This is a genomic window from Paracoccus sp. L-17 (genome assembly GCF_056857655.1).
On the sequence record NZ_JBSXNM010000033.1, the window covers coordinates 36,979 to 56,936 of the forward strand.

The 19,958-nt window shown below is 62.0% G+C and carries 18 protein-coding genes; 6 read left to right on the forward strand and 12 right to left on the reverse strand.

Going from position 1 to position 19,958, the window contains the following annotated elements; genetic code table 11:
• Window position 1: 1 nt before the first annotated feature.
• The 11 genes from AC13CR_RS07125 to AC13CR_RS07175 form a co-directional block, all read right to left on the reverse strand.
• Entirely contained in the window at window positions 2-493 is a 492-nt protein-coding gene (locus AC13CR_RS07125) for a MaoC family dehydratase (RefSeq protein WP_482900503.1), read from the reverse strand.
• Window positions 490-2,010 carry a class I adenylate-forming enzyme family protein gene (locus tag AC13CR_RS07130; protein WP_482900504.1) on the reverse strand — a complete coding sequence of 507 codons (1,521 nt, stop codon included), beginning with the start codon at window positions 2,008-2,010 and terminating at the stop codon, window positions 490-492. The genes AC13CR_RS07125 and AC13CR_RS07130 overlap by 4 nt, the downstream gene beginning before the upstream one ends.
• A 14-nt stretch (window positions 2,011-2,024) precedes the next feature.
• Window positions 2,025-3,197, reverse strand: a complete 1,173-nt coding sequence (locus AC13CR_RS07135; RefSeq protein WP_482900505.1) for an acyl-CoA dehydrogenase family protein — start codon at window positions 3,195-3,197, stop codon at window positions 2,025-2,027.
• On the reverse strand, window positions 3,190-3,939 hold the full coding sequence (locus AC13CR_RS07140) for an SDR family NAD(P)-dependent oxidoreductase (RefSeq protein ID WP_482900506.1): 750 nt from the start codon (window positions 3,937-3,939) through the stop codon (window positions 3,190-3,192). The genes AC13CR_RS07135 and AC13CR_RS07140 overlap by 8 nt, the downstream gene beginning before the upstream one ends.
• Before the next feature lie 19 nt (window positions 3,940-3,958).
• Window positions 3,959-5,248, reverse strand: coding sequence for a TRAP transporter large permease (locus tag AC13CR_RS07145; RefSeq protein ID WP_482900507.1), 1,290 nt, complete (start codon window positions 5,246-5,248; stop codon window positions 3,959-3,961).
• Between the two features lie 2 nt (window positions 5,249-5,250).
• Complete coding sequence (locus AC13CR_RS07150) at window positions 5,251-5,718, reverse strand: TRAP transporter small permease (protein ID WP_157815108.1); 468 nt, start codon at window positions 5,716-5,718, stop codon at window positions 5,251-5,253.
• 113 nt (window positions 5,719-5,831) lie between these two features.
• Window positions 5,832-6,875 carry a TRAP transporter substrate-binding protein gene (locus AC13CR_RS07155; protein ID WP_482900508.1) on the reverse strand — a complete coding sequence of 348 codons (1,044 nt, stop codon included), beginning with the start codon at window positions 6,873-6,875 and terminating at the stop codon, window positions 5,832-5,834.
• Between the two features lie 529 nt (window positions 6,876-7,404).
• A complete protein-coding gene (locus tag AC13CR_RS07160) occupies window positions 7,405-8,208 on the reverse strand; it encodes an IclR family transcriptional regulator (RefSeq protein ID WP_482900509.1) in 804 nt (267 codons plus the stop codon).
• Between the two features lie 143 nt (window positions 8,209-8,351).
• The gene (locus tag AC13CR_RS07165) at window positions 8,352-10,466 is read right to left on the reverse strand and encodes an acetate--CoA ligase family protein (RefSeq protein ID WP_482900510.1); all 2,115 of its coding nucleotides are present in this window, start codon (window positions 10,464-10,466) and stop codon (window positions 8,352-8,354) included.
• A 23-nt stretch (window positions 10,467-10,489) separates the two neighbouring features.
• A complete protein-coding gene (locus tag AC13CR_RS07170) occupies window positions 10,490-11,656 on the reverse strand; it encodes an acyl-CoA dehydrogenase family protein (RefSeq protein WP_482900511.1) in 1,167 nt (388 codons plus the stop codon).
• 30 nt (window positions 11,657-11,686) lie between these two features.
• A complete protein-coding gene (locus AC13CR_RS07175) occupies window positions 11,687-12,895 on the reverse strand; it encodes a CaiB/BaiF CoA transferase family protein (protein ID WP_482900579.1) in 1,209 nt (402 codons plus the stop codon).
• Window positions 12,896-13,081: 186 nt separating this feature from the next.
• On the opposite strand from AC13CR_RS07175, the gene AC13CR_RS07180 reads away from it, so the two are divergent.
• From AC13CR_RS07180 to AC13CR_RS07205, 6 genes are read left to right on the forward strand one after another with little or no spacing between them, the layout of a single operon-like run.
• The gene (locus AC13CR_RS07180; protein WP_482900512.1) at window positions 13,082-14,473 is read left to right on the forward strand and encodes an acetate--CoA ligase family protein; all 1,392 of its coding nucleotides are present in this window, start codon (window positions 13,082-13,084) and stop codon (window positions 14,471-14,473) included.
• Window positions 14,470-15,141, forward strand: a complete 672-nt coding sequence (locus AC13CR_RS07185) for an acetate--CoA ligase family protein (RefSeq protein WP_482900513.1) — start codon at window positions 14,470-14,472, stop codon at window positions 15,139-15,141. The genes AC13CR_RS07180 and AC13CR_RS07185 overlap by 4 nt, the downstream gene beginning before the upstream one ends.
• 59 nt (window positions 15,142-15,200) lie before the next feature.
• Window positions 15,201-15,638 (forward strand): MaoC/PaaZ C-terminal domain-containing protein, encoded by a 438-nt coding sequence (locus AC13CR_RS07190; RefSeq protein ID WP_482900514.1) that lies wholly within the window; start codon window positions 15,201-15,203, stop codon window positions 15,636-15,638.
• Window positions 15,635-16,777, forward strand: a complete 1,143-nt coding sequence (locus AC13CR_RS07195; RefSeq protein WP_482900515.1) for an acyl-CoA dehydrogenase family protein — start codon at window positions 15,635-15,637, stop codon at window positions 16,775-16,777. The genes AC13CR_RS07190 and AC13CR_RS07195 overlap by 4 nt, the downstream gene beginning before the upstream one ends.
• Before the next feature lie 47 nt (window positions 16,778-16,824).
• A complete protein-coding gene (locus AC13CR_RS07200; protein ID WP_482900516.1) occupies window positions 16,825-17,997 on the forward strand; it encodes an acetyl-CoA acetyltransferase in 1,173 nt (390 codons plus the stop codon).
• 4 nt (window positions 17,998-18,001) lie between these two features.
• Complete coding sequence (locus AC13CR_RS07205; RefSeq protein ID WP_482900517.1) at window positions 18,002-18,406, forward strand: Zn-ribbon domain-containing OB-fold protein; 405 nt, start codon at window positions 18,002-18,004, stop codon at window positions 18,404-18,406.
• 132 nt (window positions 18,407-18,538) lie between these two features.
• Here the strand turns inward: AC13CR_RS07205 and AC13CR_RS07210 are convergent, their stop codons facing one another.
• Window positions 18,539-19,897, reverse strand: coding sequence for an IS5 family transposase (locus AC13CR_RS07210; RefSeq protein WP_482900518.1), 1,359 nt, complete (start codon window positions 19,895-19,897; stop codon window positions 18,539-18,541).
• Window positions 19,898-19,958 lie beyond the last annotated feature (61 nt).

The window sequence follows — 19,958 nt, forward strand, 5'->3', positions numbered from 1 at the left end:
CTCAGGCACTTTTCGGCGCGCGCCGGACGAGCAGTTTCCAGACCCCTTCCACCACCGTCTCGCCGCGCTGGTTGATGACCTCGCGCCGGAACGACAAGATGCCGCGTTCGGGTTTCGAGGTTTCACGCTTCTCGGCCACGGTGACGCGTACCCCGATCGTGTCGCCGATGAAGGTGGGTTTGGGAAAGCGGCATTGCATGTCGAGCAAACCCAGAAGCGAGGGTTCAAGGAACGTGTTCATCAGCATCCGCGTCGTCAAACCCGACATCACCGACACCACCAGCAGCCCGTGCGCGATGCGTTGCCCGTAGGCCGACATAGCGGCATATTCGGCATCGACATGCAGCCGGTTGAAATCGCCGGACATACAGGCGAAATTCGCCACGTCCGCCTCGGTTATGGTGCGTGTGGGGCTGTCGAACTGGTCGCCTTGTTTCAGGTCTTCCCAATAAAGCTGCTGGCCCTTCAGAGCCGAAAGATCGGGGCCGGTCATTGGACTTCCTCCTGTGGCAACGCCAGCAATGCCTCTTTGAGTTCGGCTTTGAGCACGCGGCCGGTCAGGTTTCGCGGCACCGTGGCCATGAACACCACGCGCCGGGGACGCTTGTATCGGTCAAGCCGGGTATCAGCGTAGGCAACCACATCGGCTTGGGTCAGCCGGGCGCCGGGTGCGGGGACGATTACCGCGCAGATCGCCTCGGTCCAGCGCGGATCGGGCAGGCCCACACAATGCGCCTCGGCTATCTCGGGGTGGCTGGCCAGGGCTTCCTCGATCTCGGGGGCATATATATTGATGCCACCGCTTTTGATGATGTCGCGTTTGCGGCCGGTGAACCACAGAAGACCCTCGGCGTCGATCCGGCCCAGATCGCCCACGGTCAGATAGTCGCCGCGCCGGGTCTCGGCGGTCAGCGCCTCGTCCTTGTAATAGCAGTCATAACGGCTATTGCTACGGGTGCAGATCTCGCCCACCTCGCCCTGCGGCACCTCGTTTCCATCATCGTCCAGAATCTTCAGATCGACCCCGAAGAAGGGCCGGCCGACGCAGTTGCCCGACATGTTGCGGCGCAGATCCTCGGCGGCGAGGTTGGCGTAGGGACCCGCCTCGCTGGAGGCGGCATAGATCATCAGCGCATCGCCGAACTTTTCCAGCGCGGCACGTTTGAGGTCGGGGTACATCTCGCCGCCGCCTGATTGCAGCGTGCGCAGCGCCGACAGGTCGGCGCTGGCGAAACCCTTGGCCTCGACCATCCGCTGCAGCATGGCTGGGAGCAGCATCGTGGCGGTCAGTCGCTCCTTTTCGATCAGCCGCAACGCCTCGGCCCCGTCAAAACGGCGCATCAGATAAACGCTTGCCCCCAGATAAAGCGGCAGCAGCGTGTAGGTGCATCCCGCCGACAGGCAGATCGGCAACGCGGAAAGCGCGCGGTCGTCGGGCCGGAACCGCTGCTCGATGGCACGTTCTTCCATGCCGAAGAGGCTGCGCAGCGCGCCCTTGGGTTGTCCGGTGGTCCCCGAGGTGTGCAACATAATCGTCGTGCCGTCCCGCCCTTGCGGCGGATCGGGCGGGGTTTCGGCCAGCAAGTCCGACAAGCGCGGCACACCCTGCACGCCATCCGCAACATCACCCAGGGCGATGATGTCGCTCACCACTGTGCCGAACAGGCCGGCATGATCCAGCGCGATATCGCCCAGCAACAGGGTCCTGCTGTCCGAACGCGCGACCACATCGGCCATGACGTCGGGCGCGATACGATAATTGATCGGCGCAGGGATCGCGCCTAGCCCCGTGACCGCCACATAGGCAGCAAGGAAATCGGGATGGTTTTCCGAAATCACCGCCACCTTGTCGCCCGGACCGATGCCGCGCCGCGTCAGCAGCGTCATCATGCGCTCAACCCGGTCAAGAAGCTCGGCATAGCTTTGCCTGCGGCCTTCGAACACCACCGCGGGTTTCATAGGGAACCGCCGTGCGTTCAGCTTCAGGGCATGGAGAAAGGTCATCGGCATCGGCCCCTCCTTGCTCAGGTAAAGGCCGAGATTCCGAGAATCTCGCGCCCGATGATCAATGTCTGGATTTCCGACGTGCCCTCGGGGATCAGCCCGCCGCGCGTATCGCGAAACAACCGCTCGACTGGGTAATCAGTCGAATAGCCCAACCCGCCGTGCGCCTGCAGCGCCATCGATGCGACCTCATGTGCCGCCTCGCTGGCATAGAGCTTGGCAATCGAGCATTCCTTGCGCCCTGGTAGTCCCGCGTCCAGCGCCTGCGCGGCCCGCTCCGTCAGCGCGCGGGCCGCCTCGGTGCGCACTGTCATGTCCACGATCAGTTTCTGTACCAACTGATAGCTTCCGATCACGTTGCCGAATTGTCGGCGCGTCTTGACGTAGTCGGTGGACAGATCCAGCGCCCGCTGCGCCGCGCCCGTCGCGCCCGCCGCTACGTTGAGTCGCCCATAATTGAGCCCCGTCAAGATCGCCTTCAGCCCCTTGCCGACGGGGCCAAGCAAATTCTCCTTGGGCACCCTCGCATCGCTGAACGCAAGCTGCGAGGTTGCGGTGGCCTTGATGAACATCGTGCCGACGCGCGCGGCCTCGAACCGGGTTTCGGTGGGATCGACGATGAACAGACTCAGATCGCCCTCGCATCCCTTGGTGAAGGTCCGCGCCACGAGGATCCCGACCCGGCCGTTGACGCCGTTCGTCGTCCACAGCTTGCCGCCATTGATCAGCCAGTGGTCGCCCTTGTCCTCGGCCCGGGTCTGCACCGAGGCAACATCAGAGCCGTGGTCGGGTTCGGTGATCCCCACCCAGACCGGCATCTGGCCAGCCATGACGGGTTTCAGCCACTTTTCCTTCTGGAGCGCATCGCCGAGGTGGTGGAACAATGCGATCACGATGTTCACGGTGTTGAGCAGCACCCGGAGTGAAAGCCAGCGGTATCCTGCTTCCTCCATCATCATCGCCCAGGTGCGATAGCTGAGGCCATAGCCGTCGGCCTCTTCCGGCAGAAGCCCGCCAAGATAGCCGAACTGGCGTAGCTCGCCCATTATCGCCCAGGGCAGATCGCCCGCCGCCTCGCATTGCGAGATGCGCGCTTCGGTCAGCTCGCGCGCCATGAAGCCCCGGATGCTGTCTCGCAGCATCCGCGTCTCTTGATCCTCGACACAGGCGAAGGCCGGGACATGTTCAGCCATATCGCCCCCCGGTGATGTGAAGCGTCTCGCCCGAGATGTATTCCGCCGCATCCGAAGCGAGGAACACCACGCCGTTGGCGATGTCGCGTTCGTTGCCAAGGCGCTGCACGGTATTCATTGCCAGAGCGCGCGACTTTATCCGGTCGTAGTTTGGAAGCGACTCGATCATCTCGGTGGCGATGAACCCCGGCGCGATAGCATTTACGGTGACATTGAAGCGACCCTGTTCCATCCCCAGCGCCCGGGTGAAGCCGATGATGCCGGCCTTGGCGGCGGCATAGTTGGTCTGCCCCGGATTGCCGAGATAGGCGCGCGAGGAGATGTTGATCACCCGGCCCCACTTCTGTTCCATGAAGTACGGCACCACGGCGCGCGAGCAGGTATAGGCACCCTTCAGGATCACGCCCACAACAGCGTCCCAGTCCTGTTCGGGCATCTTGGTGATGTAGTTGTCACGCGGAAAGCCGGCGTTGTTTACCAGAATGTGGACAGCGCCGAATGCCTCGACCGTGCGCAAAACAAGGGTTTCAACCTGCGTTTCTTGCGTGACATCGCAGGCCACGCCGATTGCGTTGTATCCGTCCGCCACCAGTGCGGCGCAGGTGGCCTTTGTGGTTTGTGGGTCGATATCGGTGATCACTACCTTGGCCCCCTCTTCGGCCAGCGCACGCGCGGTCACCGCGCCGATCCCACGCCCCGAGCCGGTCACGATGGCCACCTTGTCCTTCAGTCCTAGTTCCAAGTTACGCTCCTTCAGGTTGTCAGTATTCGCCCGAAAACACGGTCACGAACTCGGGAAAGAATGCGATCAGGGCCAATACCGCGAACTCGGCCAGAACGAATGGCAGGACCCCGGCGAAGACCCGCTTGAGCGGGACGCCGGTGATAGAGCTTGCGACGAAGACGTTCATTCCGATGGGGGGCGTGATCAGCCCGATCTCGACCGTTTTCGTGACCAGGATGCCGAACCAGATCGGCGAATAGCCAAGCTCCATGACCATTGGAAAGACGATCGGCATGGTCAGGATCAGGATCGCCAGCTGATCCATCACACAGCCCAGCAGGATGTAGATCAGGATCAGGATCAGGATCACCACACCCGGCCCGATCTCAAGCCCTTGCACATACGAGACCAGCGCCTGCGGTGCCATGGTCAGGGTGACAAAATAGCCGAAAATGTGCGCCCCGATGATAATGGTGAAGATCATTGCAGTCGGGCGCGTCGTGCGTTCTAGCGCCCCCATGAATTCGCGCCAGCTCATGCGTCTTAGCATCACGGCGGCAATCGTGATCGCGCCGAAGCAGCCAACCGCGGCAGCTTCGGTCACGGTGACCGCGCCAGAATAGATCCCGGCCACGACAAAGACGAACAGCAGAACCACTGGCCAGATGTCGCGCAGCGACGCAAACCGCTCGCGCCACCCATGGCTTTGCACTGGTGGCGCCAGATCGCGGTTCAGCGTCGCCCAAACCATCGTGATTCCGGCAAAGCTGAGCGCGGTAATAAGACCCGGCAGAATTCCGGCGATGAACAGCCCGCCGATCGAGGTTTCGGTGATGATGCCGTAAACCATCAGCACAACCGAGGGGGGGATCATGATCGACAACGTTCCGGCCGCCGCCACGGTGCCCACGATCATGCCACGGTCGTATCCGTATCTTTCGGCTTCAGGCGCGACAGTGCGCGCCATCGTTGCCGTCGCCGCGGTGGACGAGCCCGAAACCGCCCCGAAACCTGCGCTGGTGAATACTGCGGCGACCGCGAGACCTCCGGGCAGATGGCCCACCCATTTGTTGGCGGCGCGGAACATGTCCGAAGATATCCTGCTGGCCGACAGTATCTCAGCCATCAGGATGAACAAGGGAATCGCGGTCAGCAGCCAGGAGGCAGTGTTGCGATACGGGGCGACCGACAGGATACCAAGCGCTAGGTTGAGCCCGCCCATCAGATAAAGACCCACGGTGCCCGCGATGCCCATCGCAAAGCCTATCGGCATCCCGACGACGAGAAGCCCCGCCAGCAATAGCGACACAGGTGCGAGAAATTCCATGCTCAGCCAATCCGATCCGAAGCGCCGCGAAGGTGCTGAACGTCACCCGCCGCATTCACGAGAAGGCGCAGAACGATCAGCACGCAGCCAATCGGCGCAATCACAAGCGTGGTGACGAGAGGCGCGTCGATGTCGCCGGATGTGCGATATCCGAAGTCCCACGCCTTAAGCGCCTCGCGCGAGGCACCGTAACAGATCAGCGCGAAAAACGCGGCCGCTGCCAATCGCAAGACGACATTGAAACCGGCCCGCAGCCCTTCGGGCAGAGCATCAAACACTATCCCCACTCGCACATGGCCATCATACATTTCCAGATAGCTCAGGCTTCCGAACACGATGATGGGCATCAGATATAGCTCTGTAGCGCCAATGACCCCTTCGATCGGGTCATTCAGGATATAGCGCGTAAAGACCTGTATGAGGATCAGCACCAGCATGACCATCATAGCCGCGCGCGACAGCCAGTTCATCCCGGTATCCACCCGGTCCATCGCTCGGCCCAGAGGACCGTGCAATCCAACTCTCGGCGACAGCACGGCGTCGTCTTGGGGATCAAGATCGTGACGGGACACGGTTACACGCCTTACTGCGTCTGGTGCTTTTCGATGTTCGCGCGAAACATCTCCAGCACTTCGCCCGCAGGCAGTCCGCGCTCTTGCAGACCAGAGACCCAGGCATCGAAAACAGGCGCTGTGGCCGATTTGACCTTTTCGCGCTGTGCCTCGTCCAGAACGATAACCTCGATACCGCTGTCCCGCATCTTGTCCTCAAGCTCGGCGGCCGATCGGTCGGTTTCTTCGGCAACGCGCTGCATCGCCTCCTGCGAGGCCTGTTGAATGGCCTGTTGATGCTCTGGCGACAACTCTTGCCAGACCTCCTCGCGGATCACGTAGGGTGCCCAATACACAAAGACATCCAAACCCAGAACGGCGGTATCGATTATCTCGTCCAGCTTGTAGGAATAGATGCTGGTGGTGGGAAAGATCGTGCCGTCGACGGTGCCGGTGCGGATGGCCTGATAGGTTTCCGGGCTGGGAATATCAACCGGCGCGCCCCCCAGGGCCTTGACCGATTCCGCCATGTTCCCGGCAATGGTTTTCAGTTTCAGCCCTTTGATGTCTTCTATGCCGTCCACATCTTTGCCGCGGGTGAACAGGTTGTAGGTCGAGGTCATTACGCCCCAGAGCGGGCGCATCCCATTGGCCAGGAAGTCGTTTTCCAGGATCGGATCCGACGTCACCGTTTCAAAAAAAGCGGGCGTCCCGACAACGCTCTGCGAGAAAAGGCCAGGAAGCGTGTGCACGCCCGCCAGCGGCATCGTGCCCCCGTTATAGGCCGGCGGAACATAGCCGATGTCCACCACGCCTGTCTGCACCATCGAGAACATATCGCGCAGCGAACCCAACTGACCGGCACCGAAATACTGAAACTTGACCTCGCCATCGGTCAGCTCGGTTACGCGGTCCATCCAGTAGGTGGTGCCGGTCTCGACAATGTAGTGGCCGGGCGGAAAGGTATCCGCAACCTTGAGCGTCACTTCGGCCGCCGCAATTTGCGGCATCGTTCCGACCGCGATCACCAGCGCCGCCCCTGCGGCAAACCGATCGAGTTTTGTGTTTCTTGTCATGGCAGTCTTCCTCCCTGTGGCCTTGTCGATCAGCGCACCATGGTGCGGTGAACCGGTCAATGTTTATGGGTGGCCGGGGGCGTAACTGTCGCGAGATCACACATATATGCGAATACGCGAACTGAACCCGCGGCGACGCAACAGAGAAGATCGAACGCCAATCGTGGGTGGGAATCTCCAACGCTTTCACGGCCGAAAGAAAGGATTCCGTGGCCGACCATCAACACGATGATGGTCGGCCTCTTTCGCGGCGCCTCTCTTCAAGCCGGTATTCTTGGGGCGGGCCGAAACCGTGGTCGCACTGCTCTGGGCAGCGCATCCTACACCGCCCGGCCTTCGGGGATGCCGGTGCTAACGACGCCCCGCCGGTCAGGCTCAACCTTGAGCCTGACGCGAAGAGGCTATTTCGGCCGCCTGAAAACGGACCCTGACATTGGCAAGTGGCGCGTTTCGTCCGCGCCCCCCAAGTCCCGTCTTCGTCAAGCCGGGCCATTTTTTACGGCGCTGGCTGATCCAGGCGGTCAGGCGGTCAGGCGGTCAGGGACTGTTGGCCCATCTTCTTCAGATTTCGAACGATTTCTTCGCGCATGATCCTCACGATCTCTTTTTCGGATCGCAAGATAACATCAGTTGGAGCGCCAACCCCGACAGCGAAAAGCCGCGAACTCAGGTGGTTAGGAAACGGCATGGAAATCAAGCCGCTCCCTTGAACCACCTGATCGGTTGAGAGGTAATAGCCCTTGGCACGGGTTTCTGCCAACGAGGCCACGAAAGCTTTCACGTCCACTGCCGGTTTGTCGGGCGCGCGATAGGCGTTGATCTTGCGGAACAGACTGCGCACTTCGTCGTCACTGATACGACTCATCAGAACGCGCCCGACACCCGAGTTACCCAGCGGACGACGTGTCCCGAGCGATATGTGGTGGATCGGCGAATCTTTCGGACGGATAACTTGCACATACTCGGCTTCGTCCCCGTTCTTGGTTGCCAGAACCACCACATGCCGTGTGCGTTCCGAAATTGTCCTGAGCAGCCGGTGGATCGCGCCTTCGCCGAACAGATCTGGATTCATCCACGACCCTAAAAGCGGAACGCGCTCGGTGGGAAAATAACTCTTCTTTCGGGCATCGTGGGTCAGAAATCCAAGCTTCACCAGGCTTTTGAGCAGCGCCGAGGTACTTGACTGCGGGTACCCCAGTTCCTTGGACACTTCCACGACCGAAAGCGGTCGCCGAACTTCATCGAAATACACCAAGGTCTGACAGGTGCGCGCCACCGATTTCACAATGTGATCGCCGCCTGTTCTTGCTGAAGTCTGATGCGCGGTTTCCATTATCTCCTCCCTCCGTGTGCAGTTATATGCACAGCGTTCCATATGGAAGGATGGCCGCGCTTGTGAATTCTGTCAACTGTTAGAAAACTGCCGGGGGCCGCCGCAAGCGACTTGGGGATCAGGAAAGATTTCGGGTTCGGCTGTCAGTGACCTCCTCGCCTGGCGGGTATGATCACACAGTCAGCGGCCACGGCGCCCTGCCCGCTTGCCGCGACGATCAATGGATTGACATCAATGGTCTCTAGCGCGGCCCCGTGATGGGCGGCAAAAGCAGACAGTCGGGCAAGGGCGTCGGCGAGGGCGTCGATGTCGCGTTCGGGCGCGCCCCGGAATGCGTCCAGCAGTTTGCGGCTGCGGATTTCGTCAATCATACGGCGCGCTTCGGCAGGTCCGAATGGTGCGACGCGGAAAGACACGTCTTCGAGGGCCTCGACAAACACCCCGCCCAGACCGAACATGACCACCGGGCCGAAAGCCGGGTCCTGGGTCACGCCGAGTATAGCCTCCAGTCCAGGTGCTGCCTGTTCCGCCACGACCAGCCCGTCGATCCGCGCACCGGGCATCTTCTCGGACGCCAATTCCAGGATTCGTGCCCCGGCAGAGCGGACATCTTCAGCCGAACGCAGATCAAGCGCGACGCCCCCGATGTCGGATTTATGCAAGATGTCGGGCGAGGCAATCTTCAGCACGACCGGGAATCCCATTTCTTGCGCTGCCTGGGCTGCCGCTTCGGGGGTGGTGGCCAGGGTTTCGCGCACGATCCCGATTCCGGCCTCTGCAAGCAGGGCCTTGGCCTCGATCTCGTTCACAATTCCGTCCGGCAACGGCGACAGGTTGGAGAGTTCGGGGATCGGGTCCTTTTCGCCTGCCCGCGCGAAGGAACGGGCAAAATAGCGCAACGCGGCCATCGCTCGGACCGCACGGGTCGGTTCCTCGAACACGATGAACCCCGACTTTTCGTACGCGGCGCGCCCCTCTGGCTCTGTCAGCGAACAGAACAGCATTGGCCGACCGGGATATTTCTCGCGAATGCGCTCCAGTCCGCGCCGAATGGCTTCGTTCAGGTCGGCGACAAGTCCGACCGTCGACATGAAGATGATGGCCCCATCGATCTCGCCGTCACCAAACAACACATCCATGTTGGTTTCCAGAAGATCGATCTGGTTGACCAGCTGCGCCGTCACATCGACCGGGTTTCGGACACCGGCAAATGGCAGCACCTCTTTCAGCTTTTTCTGTGCATGATCGGGAAGCGCAGGCACGTCCAGTTTCAGCTTTTCGGCTTCGTCGGCCATCAGCACCCCGACCCCGCCCGAGACTGTCACAAGGCCCAGCCGGTCGCCCTGCATCATCGACGCGGATTCGGCACAGGCATAAGTCACATCGAACATTTCATCGACCGATTGCGCCCGGTAAACGCCGTACTGCCGGAACGCCGCGTCATAGACCGCGTCTGCCCCAGCCAATGAGGCGGTATGCGACTGCGCGGCCTCTGCTCCGACCGCGCTGCGCCCGACCTTCATCATGACCACCGGCTTTCCCCGGGCCCGTGCCAGCTCAAGTGCCTCGACCAGCCTGTCGCGATCGGTTGCCCCTTCGAGATATCCCATGATGACGCGGGTATCGTCATCCTGCGCGCAATAGGCCACGGCATCGGCAAAATCGACATCGCAGGAATTGCCCGTCGTCGCCCAGATATTGACCCCAAGTCCGCGCATTCGAACGAGCGTCATGCAATACGAGCCGAACGCGCCGCTTTGACTGACGATCGACACGCCGCCGGGTTTTGGCAGGTGTTTTTCGACCCCGGGCGTGAATGTCGCATAGAGGTTGTGGCGCACATTCGCGATCCCAAGGCAGTTCGGCCCCACAAGCCGCATGCCGCCCTCGCGCGCGATGTCGACCATGCGCGCCTGAAGGGCGGCCCCGTCGGCATCGACCTCCGAGAACCCCGAGCTGAAGATCACCGCCCCCCGCACACCTTGGGCCGCGCACTGTTCGACCGCCTGAACGGCCAGCGGCGCGGGCAGCGCGATCACGGCCAGGTCCGGTGTCGTGGGTGCCTCCGAGATCGACGGATACGCCGTCAGGCCCTGCACCTCGGGCGATTTCGGGTTGATAGGCAGGATCGGGCCGTCGAAACCGTGCCGCTTGAGAAAATCCACCGGCCTTCCGCCGATGCGCTTGGGATCGCTTGAGGCGCCAATCACCGCTACCGAGCGAGGGTTGAAAATGGCATCCATTCCATGAATTCGCATGGCACTTCCTTTGATGTTCGTAACTAGTAGGATTTTGGCAGGCCGAGGGCATGTTCCGCGATAAACGAAAGCACCAGTTGCGGGGTGACCGGCGCGATGCGAAACAGGATGGCCTCGCGAACAAGACGCTCGACATGGTATTCCTTGGCGTATCCGAACCCGCCGAAGGTCAGCTGCGCGGTCTGTGTCGCCTTCACCGCCGCTTCGGCGGCCAGATATTTTCCTGCGTTGGCTTCATTGCCGCAGGGCTTGCCGGCGTCGTAGAGCGCGCCGGCGTGCATCGCCATCAGGTTGGCCGCCTCCAGTTCCGCCCAGCTGGCGGCCAGGGGGTGCTGTACACCCTGATTCTGACCGATTGGTCTGCCAAAAACGACGCGCTCATTGGCGTAATCCGCGGCGCGCCGAAGCGCATTCCGCCCGATTCCGACTGCTTCAGCGGCAATCAGAACCCGTTCGGGGTTCAGCCCGTGCAGGATCTGACGAAAGCCCTGGCCTTCTTCGCCGATCAGATCCCCGGCAGGGATCGGAAGCCCGTCGATGAACAGTTCGTTCGAGTCGACACATTTGCGGCCCATCTTTTCGATCTCGCGCACGGTGACGAAAGATCGGTCCAGATCGGTGTAAAATAGGCTTAATCCTTCTGTCGGTTTCTTGACGTCCTCAAGCGGGGTCGTGCGTGCCAGCAACAGGATCTTGTCGGCCTCCTGGGCGGTTGAAATCCAGACCTTCTGGCCGTGCACCACATATCGGTCCCCCTGGCGCACGGCGCGTGTTTTCAGCTTGGTGGTGTCCAGACCGGTTGTCGGCTCGGTCACCCCGAAACACGCACGTTCATCGCCTGCCACCAAAGGCGGAAGGTATTTCTTTTTCTGGTCATGGGTGCCGAATTTCACGACCGGGTTCAGACCGAAGATATTCATGTGAATCGCCGAGGCGGCGCTGTTGCCGCCGCCGGATTCCGCAATGGCCTGCATCATGATCGCGGCATCGACGATGCCAAGACCGGCACCTCCGTACTCTTCGGGGATTGCAATCCCCAGCCAGCCATCGCGGGCCAGCTTTTGATGCAGCTCTCGCGGAAAACCGCCTACGCGATCGCGTGTCAGCCAGAATTCGTCGTCGAATTCTTCGCAGATCCGCAGGATCGCATCGCGGATTCCCTGCTGTTCGGATGTCATCTGATAGGTCATGATTTTCTCCTCACGTCTTGCAGACCCGGCTCAGCGGCCCGGTTCGGCCACAGTGCCTTGTTCGATTAGGGTGTCGATTTGCCCGGTGTCGTACGCGAGCTCTTGTAAAATCGCCCGGGTGTCAGCACCCAGTTCGCTGCGCCCAAGCCAGCGCAGCCGCCCCGGCGTCTTGTCCAGCTTTGGTACCGGCCCGACGACCTTGGTGTCGTCGCCCTCCACCCCGACAATGTCCCCGCGCGCGGCGATCTGAGGATCGGCCAGGATGTCATCGACGTCATAGACCATCGCAGCCACGGCATCGTGGGCGCCAAAAATATCGATCGCCTCCTGCGCGTCATGCTGCGCAACGAATGCCCCGAGCCGGTCGACGATTTCGTCCATATGCGCCGCAAAACCGTCGAGGCTCTGGAACTGCGGCTGCTCCGCCCATGTCTTGCCACCTGCCGCCTCCAGCAGGCGCCGCCCGGTTGCCGCACTGCCCGCGCTGACGGTGATCCATTTCCCGTCCCGCGCGCGGAACACCCCCGCCGGGGCGTATGAATTGGGCGCCTGGAGCCCATTGCGGTCAACGGAAAGCCCCGCGCCGGTGCGCGTGGGCACATGGTAGTCGATCAAGCGCAAGAGCGGCTCGAAAATAGCCAGGTCCACCACTTGTCCCCTGGCGCTGCCGTTTCGCACCGCATGCAGCGCCATCATCGTGCCGTAGGCCGCCATGAGGCCTGTGGTCGAATCCGCTGCGGGGAACCCGGGATGCATCGGTGCATTGTCGGCAAAGCCTGTTATGTGGGCCAGCCCGCTCATGGCTTCACCCGCGCGGCCGAAACCGGGCCACGAGGCACGCGGCCCCGTCTGGCCATAGCCCGAGATCCGCACGATCACCAGATCGGGGTTCCACTCATGCAGGACCCCTGGGGCCAACCCTGCCCGTTCCAGAACACCGGGTCGAAAATTCTCGATAAGCACATGGGCGTTTTCGACCAGCCGGCGCAGAATGGCGCGGCCGTCTTCACTCTTCCAGTCCAGCGCCATCAGACGCTTGTTTCGTGCCAGGGTCTTCCACCAGGCGCCAACGCCATCGCTGGCCCGCGCGCTCAGCACCCGCAGCATGTCACCCTGCCCCGGACGCTCGATCTTGACCACGTCGGCGCCAAAATCGGACAGCAATGCGCCGCACATCGGTGCCGCGATCACATGCCCCAGTTCAATCACCCTGACATCGCTCAGTGGTCCATTCTCCATTTTCACGCGTCTGCCTCGTTTTGCGAATTTCCCGACGTCAAGCCCTAGTTTGCGGCTCTGAAAGCCTCAGTCTGCTCGGAACCAGAATCCATTGCGAGAACAATCGAACGACCGTTAGATCGCCGAAACGAGCCGATGTTTTTTCACTTGACGGAGGAAAGTATGGCAGAGCCAAACACGAATCGAATGACGGCATGCCGGCCCACGGTAGCCGACGCACTGGACAGGTTGTTCGACCCTCGCACCATCGCGGTGGTCGGCGCGTCCCGCACCAAGGGTAAGTTGGGGCAGGCCGTCATGGCCCTGCTGAAGAGCAACGGTTACAGCGGCACGATTATCCCCGTGAACCCTTCGGGCGGCGAGATCGAAGGCCTTCCGGCTGTGCGCAGTCTGGACGAGATTAACAGCCCGATCGACGTGGTTGTGCTGGCAACGCCGGTCGAGGTCGCGCTGGACGCTCTGGAGACCTGCACCAGGCTCGATGTAAAGGTCGTGGTCGGGGTCACCTCGGGCTTTTCCGAAGCCGGGGAAGATGGGCATGAGAACGAAGAGCGCTTGCGCCGGATCATGCAAGACGCGCCCTTCAGACTGGTCGGGCCGAACTGCGAAGGCGTGGTGCGCCCCGCAGCGGACCTGCAACTGACCTTCAGCCCGATGTTCAACGATCTTCGGCCTGGTCCCGTGGCCATGATTTCCCAGTCCGGCGCGCTTGCGGGCCTTATGGCGTTGCGTCTGGGCGAACGCGGCGTGGGCATCAACGCCATCGTTTCCAGCGGCAACGAAACCGACCTGACCGCAGCGGACCTGCTGGACTATCTGGGCAACGCCCCCCAGACGCGGGTGGTTCTTTGCTACGTCGAGGAACTGCGCGACGGACGCCGTTTTGCCGAAGCGGCCCAGCGGCTGACACAGGCGGGGAAGCATGTTGTCGCGGTCAAGGGTGGGCGCAGCCGCGCCGGGTCACGCGCGGTCCAGTCGCATACCGGCGCCATGGCCGGGGACGACCGGGTGATCAGCGCGGTCTTTCGCGAAACCGGTGTCATCCGCGCCCGTGAATCCGTCGCCGCCGTCGATGCCGTGACGGCGCTCGCCGCGGGTCGGAGACCTGCCGGAAACAGGGTCGGGATCATTTCTGTCACCGGCGGGCTCGGCGTCGAAATGACCGACCTGGCCGAAAGCGCGGGCTTCGAGGTTCCGGTGCTGGATGAAACGACGCAGACGGCGCTGTCGCGCTATGTGCCCTTTTATGGGTCGGTGACAAACCCGGTCGATCTGACCGGTGTGGTTTTGGCGAATCCCACATATGTCGGACGCTGTCTGGAGGCCGTTGCCGCCGATCCGGGCGTGGATATTGCCATCGCAATTATCACATTTGTGCCAGATCAGCAGTTCATCGAGGCCTTGGCCGAGGCGTTCGACAGCACAGGCAAGCCGATCCTGATCGTCTGGACCGGTTCGGCACGCAGCAATGCCTCGGGCGAAGCTCTGCGCGAACGCGCCGTTCCTGTCTATGATTCGCCCGCTCGGGCGGCATCGGGCCTCGCCGCACTCGCGGTCGCGGCAGGAGAAGTGGCATGACTCACAGAGAAACACTGGAAAACTGGCAGCGTGCCGGACGCACGGTGATCCACGAGGCCGATGCGAAGGATCTGCTGCAACGGATCGGAATCCCGGTGCCCCGACGTGACCCCGACCACGGGCGCTGTGTCGCCAAGCTGTGTCACGATGACTATCCGCATAAGTCCGATCACGGGCTCGTCCGTTTGGGTCTTTCCCCCGACGAGGCGAAACAGGCCGCTGCCGAAATGGCGGAACGGTTTGCGGGCGGCACGGCGCTGATCGAGGAAATGGAAGAAGGGTCCGTGGCCGAATGGATCATCGGCTGCAAACGCGACGACACCTTTGGTCCGATCGTTCTGGCCGGTCCTGGCGGCATCCTTGTGGAACTGATTGATGCCGCCGAAATCAGGCTTGCGCCCGCCACCCCGCAAACTGCCGCGGCCATGCTGCGATCGGGACCGGGGGCGCGGTTGCTGACTGGACTACGCGGCGCAGAACCGGCCGACAAAGGTGCCCTGGCAGACCTGATTTCACGCATATCTGTTTTCTTTGCCGAGAACGCCGATCTGATCTCGGAAATTGAAATCAACCCTGTGATGGTTCGGGCCGACGGGAAGGGATTGGTCGCCGCCGATGCCTTAATCGTTTTGTCATCAAAGGCGGACGGACAGGAGAAATCAACGTGATACGTCACCCTTTTGGAGAGTTGTCACTTGGCCAGACCGGCATTTCGAGCGGTCGGACGATGACCGAAACCGATGTCGTCAATTTCTGCATGTTGACCGGGAACTGGCTGGAACTTCACTCCAACGTCGAGCACGCCAAATCGTCTCTGTATGGCCAGCGCCTCGTGCAGGGCAGCCTCGTGTTCTCGATCGTCAATGCGATGATCCCCTTCGACAGTTCCGTGCTGGCCGCTTTCTATGGCTGTGATAAGCTGCGCTTTTTGCGGCCCACTTTTATCAACGACACCCTTTGGGCCCGCGCCGAAATCATCGACCTGAAGGACCATGACGAAAGGCACGGCGTCGTGACCAGCAAACTGGAAGGCATCAACCAGCGGGACGAAACGGTCCTGCGCTGCGAGTTCAGCCTGCTGATCCGCAAGTCGCGTCTGGATCGCCCCGGAGAGCCGGCCAAAATCCGTGCGGCGCACGACAAGACACAAGGAGAGAGCGCATGAACTTTCTGACACCCGAGCAAGAGATGTGGCGCGCCACCGTCGAGCGTTTCGTCGACGAAGAGATCGGCCGCGATTATATCCGAAATTGCGACCGCGAGCGCAAATACCCCTACGAAGCCTATGAAAAAGTGGCCAAGCAGGGCTGGCTCGGCATCCTGTTTTCAGAAGAGAGCGGCGGTCTTGGCGGTGACATCATGGATTATGCCCTGATGTGCGAAGGGTTGGCCAAATACGGCTTTGACTTCTCGACCGGGTTGATGGTGGCGACGTTCACCGCGATGAATGTCGAGAAATTCGGCACACCCGAGCAAAAAGAGCGGTACATCCAGCCCTTCCTCGATGGCGACATCCGCTTTTCGATCTCGATTTCCGAACCGGGCGCGGGGTCGGATGCGGCATCGACAAAGACCCGCGCGCGGCGCGACGGCAACGGCTGGGTCGTCAACGGGCAGAAACTGTGGTGCTCGGGCGCTGCGGCCGATAACGCAATCCTTGCAATGCTGACCCGGACCGACCCCAACGCGCCCAAACACAAGGGGCTGTCGGTTTTCCTGATCCCCAATGACACCGAAGGCCTGGACATCCGCAAGCTGCCGACCATGGCGCGCCGCGCAACCGGCACCACCGAGATTTTCGTGGACGACGTGAAACTGCCGGCCGATGCGCTGCTGGGCACGGAAAACGATGGCTGGAAGATCATCACCGACCATCTGGAACTGGAACGCGTGGCCGTGGCCGCCGCCTATGTGGGCAATGCCCAGACAGCGGTAGACGATGCTCTGCGCTACGCCCACGAACGGATTCAGTTCGACAAGCCGATCTTCGACTTTCAGGTGATCCGCCACATGCTGGCCGACATGCAGACCCAGGTCGATGCCGCCCGGCTGTTGGTTTATCGCGCCGCCAGCCTGGCCGCAGCAAAGGCGCCCTGCACGCGAGAGGTCTCGATGGCAAAGCTCTATGCCTCCGAGACGCTGCAGACGGTGACGCGCAACGGAATGCAGATCCTGGGCGGCCACTCGATGCTGCCCGAAGCAGATATGGAGCGGTATTTCCGCGAAGGGATGCAAAGCACCATCGGCGGCGGAACCTCTCAGATTCAGCGCACGCTCATCGCAAAGACCATGCGGCCGGGCTGACGGTTCGGGGCACACCGGGACAGCCCGGCAAGAAGGAGAAAGAGCATATGAAGAACGGACGAGAACCGGTGGTCGTCGGCATTGCCGACGCGCCGCTGAAGGACGGCAAGTTCATCACCAAGGCTTCGGTCCTTGGTCATGCCGCGTTGGTGGCAAAAGCCGCAGTCGAAGAAGCCGGACTGAAACTGAGCGATGTCGACGGCCTTCTGACCGCCGGCATGTGGGGGGTCCCCGGCCCCGGCCAACTGGCCACGGTGACGCTGGGCGAATATCTGGGCATCATGCCGACATTCGTCGATGGCACGAATATTGGCGGTTCGGCATTCGAGGCCCATGTCGCACATGCCGCCATGGCTCTTCGCGAAGGCTATTGCGAGGTTGCGCTGATCGTCTACAGCTCGGACCAGAAATCCCTGCGCAGCCGCAACCTGGGGGGCCGGCCTTCGGTCCTGTCCATGCAGCATGAAACGCCTTACGGGATGCCCACGCCTGTGGGCGGCTATGCGATGGCCGCACAGCGCCATATGCATGAATTTGGCACCACGTCCGAGAATCTGGCCGAAATCGCCGTCGCGACGCGGAAATGGGCACAGTTGAACCCCGAGGCGACGCGTCGCGATCCGCTGTCCATCGACGACGTGCTGTCCAGCACGATGATCTCGGAGCCGCTGCATCTGCTCGATTGCTGTCTCGTCACCGACGGGGCCGGTGCCATCGTCATGACCACCGCCGAGCGGGCCAAGGACCTCAACACCCGGCCCGTCGCGGTCAAGGGCTATGGCGAGGCGCATACCCACTGGGCCATCGGCGAAATGCCGGACCTCGCCCGCCTGCTTCCCGCGCAAAAGGCCGGGGAACGCGCAATGAAAATGGCCGGGGTGAGCCATTCGGATATCGACGTGGTCGAGATCTATGACAGCTTTACCATCACCGTGCTGCTCTCGCTTGAGGCTCTGGGTTTCTGCAAGATCGGCGAAGGCGGCGATTTCGTGTCGGGCCAGCGCACGGCACCGGGCGGGGCGTTCCCAATGAACACCAGTGGCGGCGGCCTCTCGGCGCTGCATCCGGGCATGTTCGGAATGTTCCTGCTGATCGAGGCGGTCCGGCAGCTTCGCGGCGAGGGCGGCGAGCGCCAGGTCAAGGGCGCCGAGACCGCGCTGGTGCATGGCACCGGGGGCACGCTGTCCTCTGGTGCGACCGTGATTTTGCAGAAGGGCTAAGACGATGAGCATTGAAAAACCGCTTCCGGTGATCGACCATGACAGCGCCCCCTATTGGGAGGCCGCGCGCGAGGGCCGCCTCGACATCCCGCTTTGCGGCGATTGCGGCAAACATCACTTCTATCCCCGCTCTATTTGCCCGTATTGCCATTCCGGCAATCTGCGCTTCAACACCGTGAGCGGACGCGGCAAGGTGCATACCTTCACCATCGCGCGCCGTCCGGCGGGGCCGGCTTTCGCGGATGACGTGCCATATGTCGTGGCATTGATCGAGCTGGAGGAAGGCCCCCGGATGATGAGCCGGATCCAGACCGGCGATCCCGAGAAGGTTCATATCGGGGCCAAGGTGGAAGTGACTTTCGTCAAGGCATCCGACGAGGTTACCTTTCCATATTTCACAATGACCTGAGAGCCGAGGCATCGCCCCTTTGGGGGTCGAATGCCGTCGGGCCGTCGCAGACTATCTGCGGCGGCCCGACGCTTTTCTGGGGATATTCATCGCAAGGTTCGCGCCCATGAAAGAGTCGGGTCTGAACAATGCCTATGCGGCCATTTCCGGGTGGCGCCACCCGCCATCGGCCGCGGTTGACAGCCTCACGGCGTCGGCGATCCATGCCACCAACAAGGCCAAAAGGGCCCGGAGCTGGGCCAGGATCTTTCGGATGTTGTGCCCGCAGCCGCAGAGCACGGCGAAGATCGCGTCGCCCCTTGTGCCCTTCAGCGGGCATCGAGCGAGGCGGCCGTCGGTTTTCATGTGGCCAATTTCCGGCTCGATCGCGCTTCGCCGCCGCAAGTGCGCCTTCAGCCCCTTCGTCAGCCCCCGGCGCATGCCCGAGATCAGCACGCGGGGACCACGGACATCGTGTCCGCGATAGCCGCGGTCCACGACGACGAGAGCGGGGCGCATGTCGGTGAGCGTCTCGACCTGTTCCAGCGCCTCGGCCAGCGTGTGGCCGTCATAGGGGTTGCCCGGCATGGCGCGCATGCCCACCACGAACCCGCCATCGATGGTCGTGGCGACGCTGACCTTGCAGCCGAATTCGTAGCGGACGCGTGCTTTCCCTTTCGAGATGCAGTCGACCTCAGGCTCGTGCAAGGCGTAGATCTTGCCCTTGGCCTTCGGGGCCTGGTGCAGCAGCTTCGACACCCGCGCCAGCATTTCGGCCACCCCGTGGCGTGTTGCCCCTTCTGGAATGGCATCGAGGCGTCGGCGGATGTCGCGCATGACCCGGCCTGTGTACCCGCGCAACGTGCGCAGGGCCTTGCGCATCCGTTTGAATTGCCGCGCATGGGCGTAGCGCCCGATCTGCTGCGCCAGCCGTGGAGCCTTGCGCGCATAGGTCTGGCGCAGGTCGATGCCATGGAGTTTCGCCAGCGCCACCAGCTTGATCCTTGCCTTCTCATAGAGGCGGGCATCCGTGGGGTGCGCGATGGCCTTTTCCATCACCGTGGTATCGACGGACACCCGCGACAGGCGGTCGTCATCGACCACCCCGCCCGCCCGCCCGGCCTCGATCGTCTTGGTCAGCAACCACTCAGCCCCCTCTTCGCCGATACGATCCCGCCACCGGGTGAGCGAGGACGGGTGGATCGGCGGATGGTGCTGGAAGAACGTCTCACCGGTGAAATGCTGGAAGTACGGGTTTTCGACCCACCGTGCGACAACGGCCTCGTCCGAGAGACCATGGGTATGCTGCAGATACATGAGGCCGGCCACAAGGCGGGGATGCGTTGCCGGTCGACCTGACGCGGAGGGAAAGAACCCGGCCCATTCCCACTCGAACCACTCCCAATCGATGAGGCCCGCGAGTTTCACCAGCTCGTGCCGCATGTCGATCATGTCAACCAGGCGCGGCCTCAGCAGGTCATCCTGTTCCGGTGCGCGATCTCGATGCTTCATGGCTGGATCCCGAACTACAGGGTTTCGAATGCCAGTCTACGAAACCCTGCGGTTGGCCGCG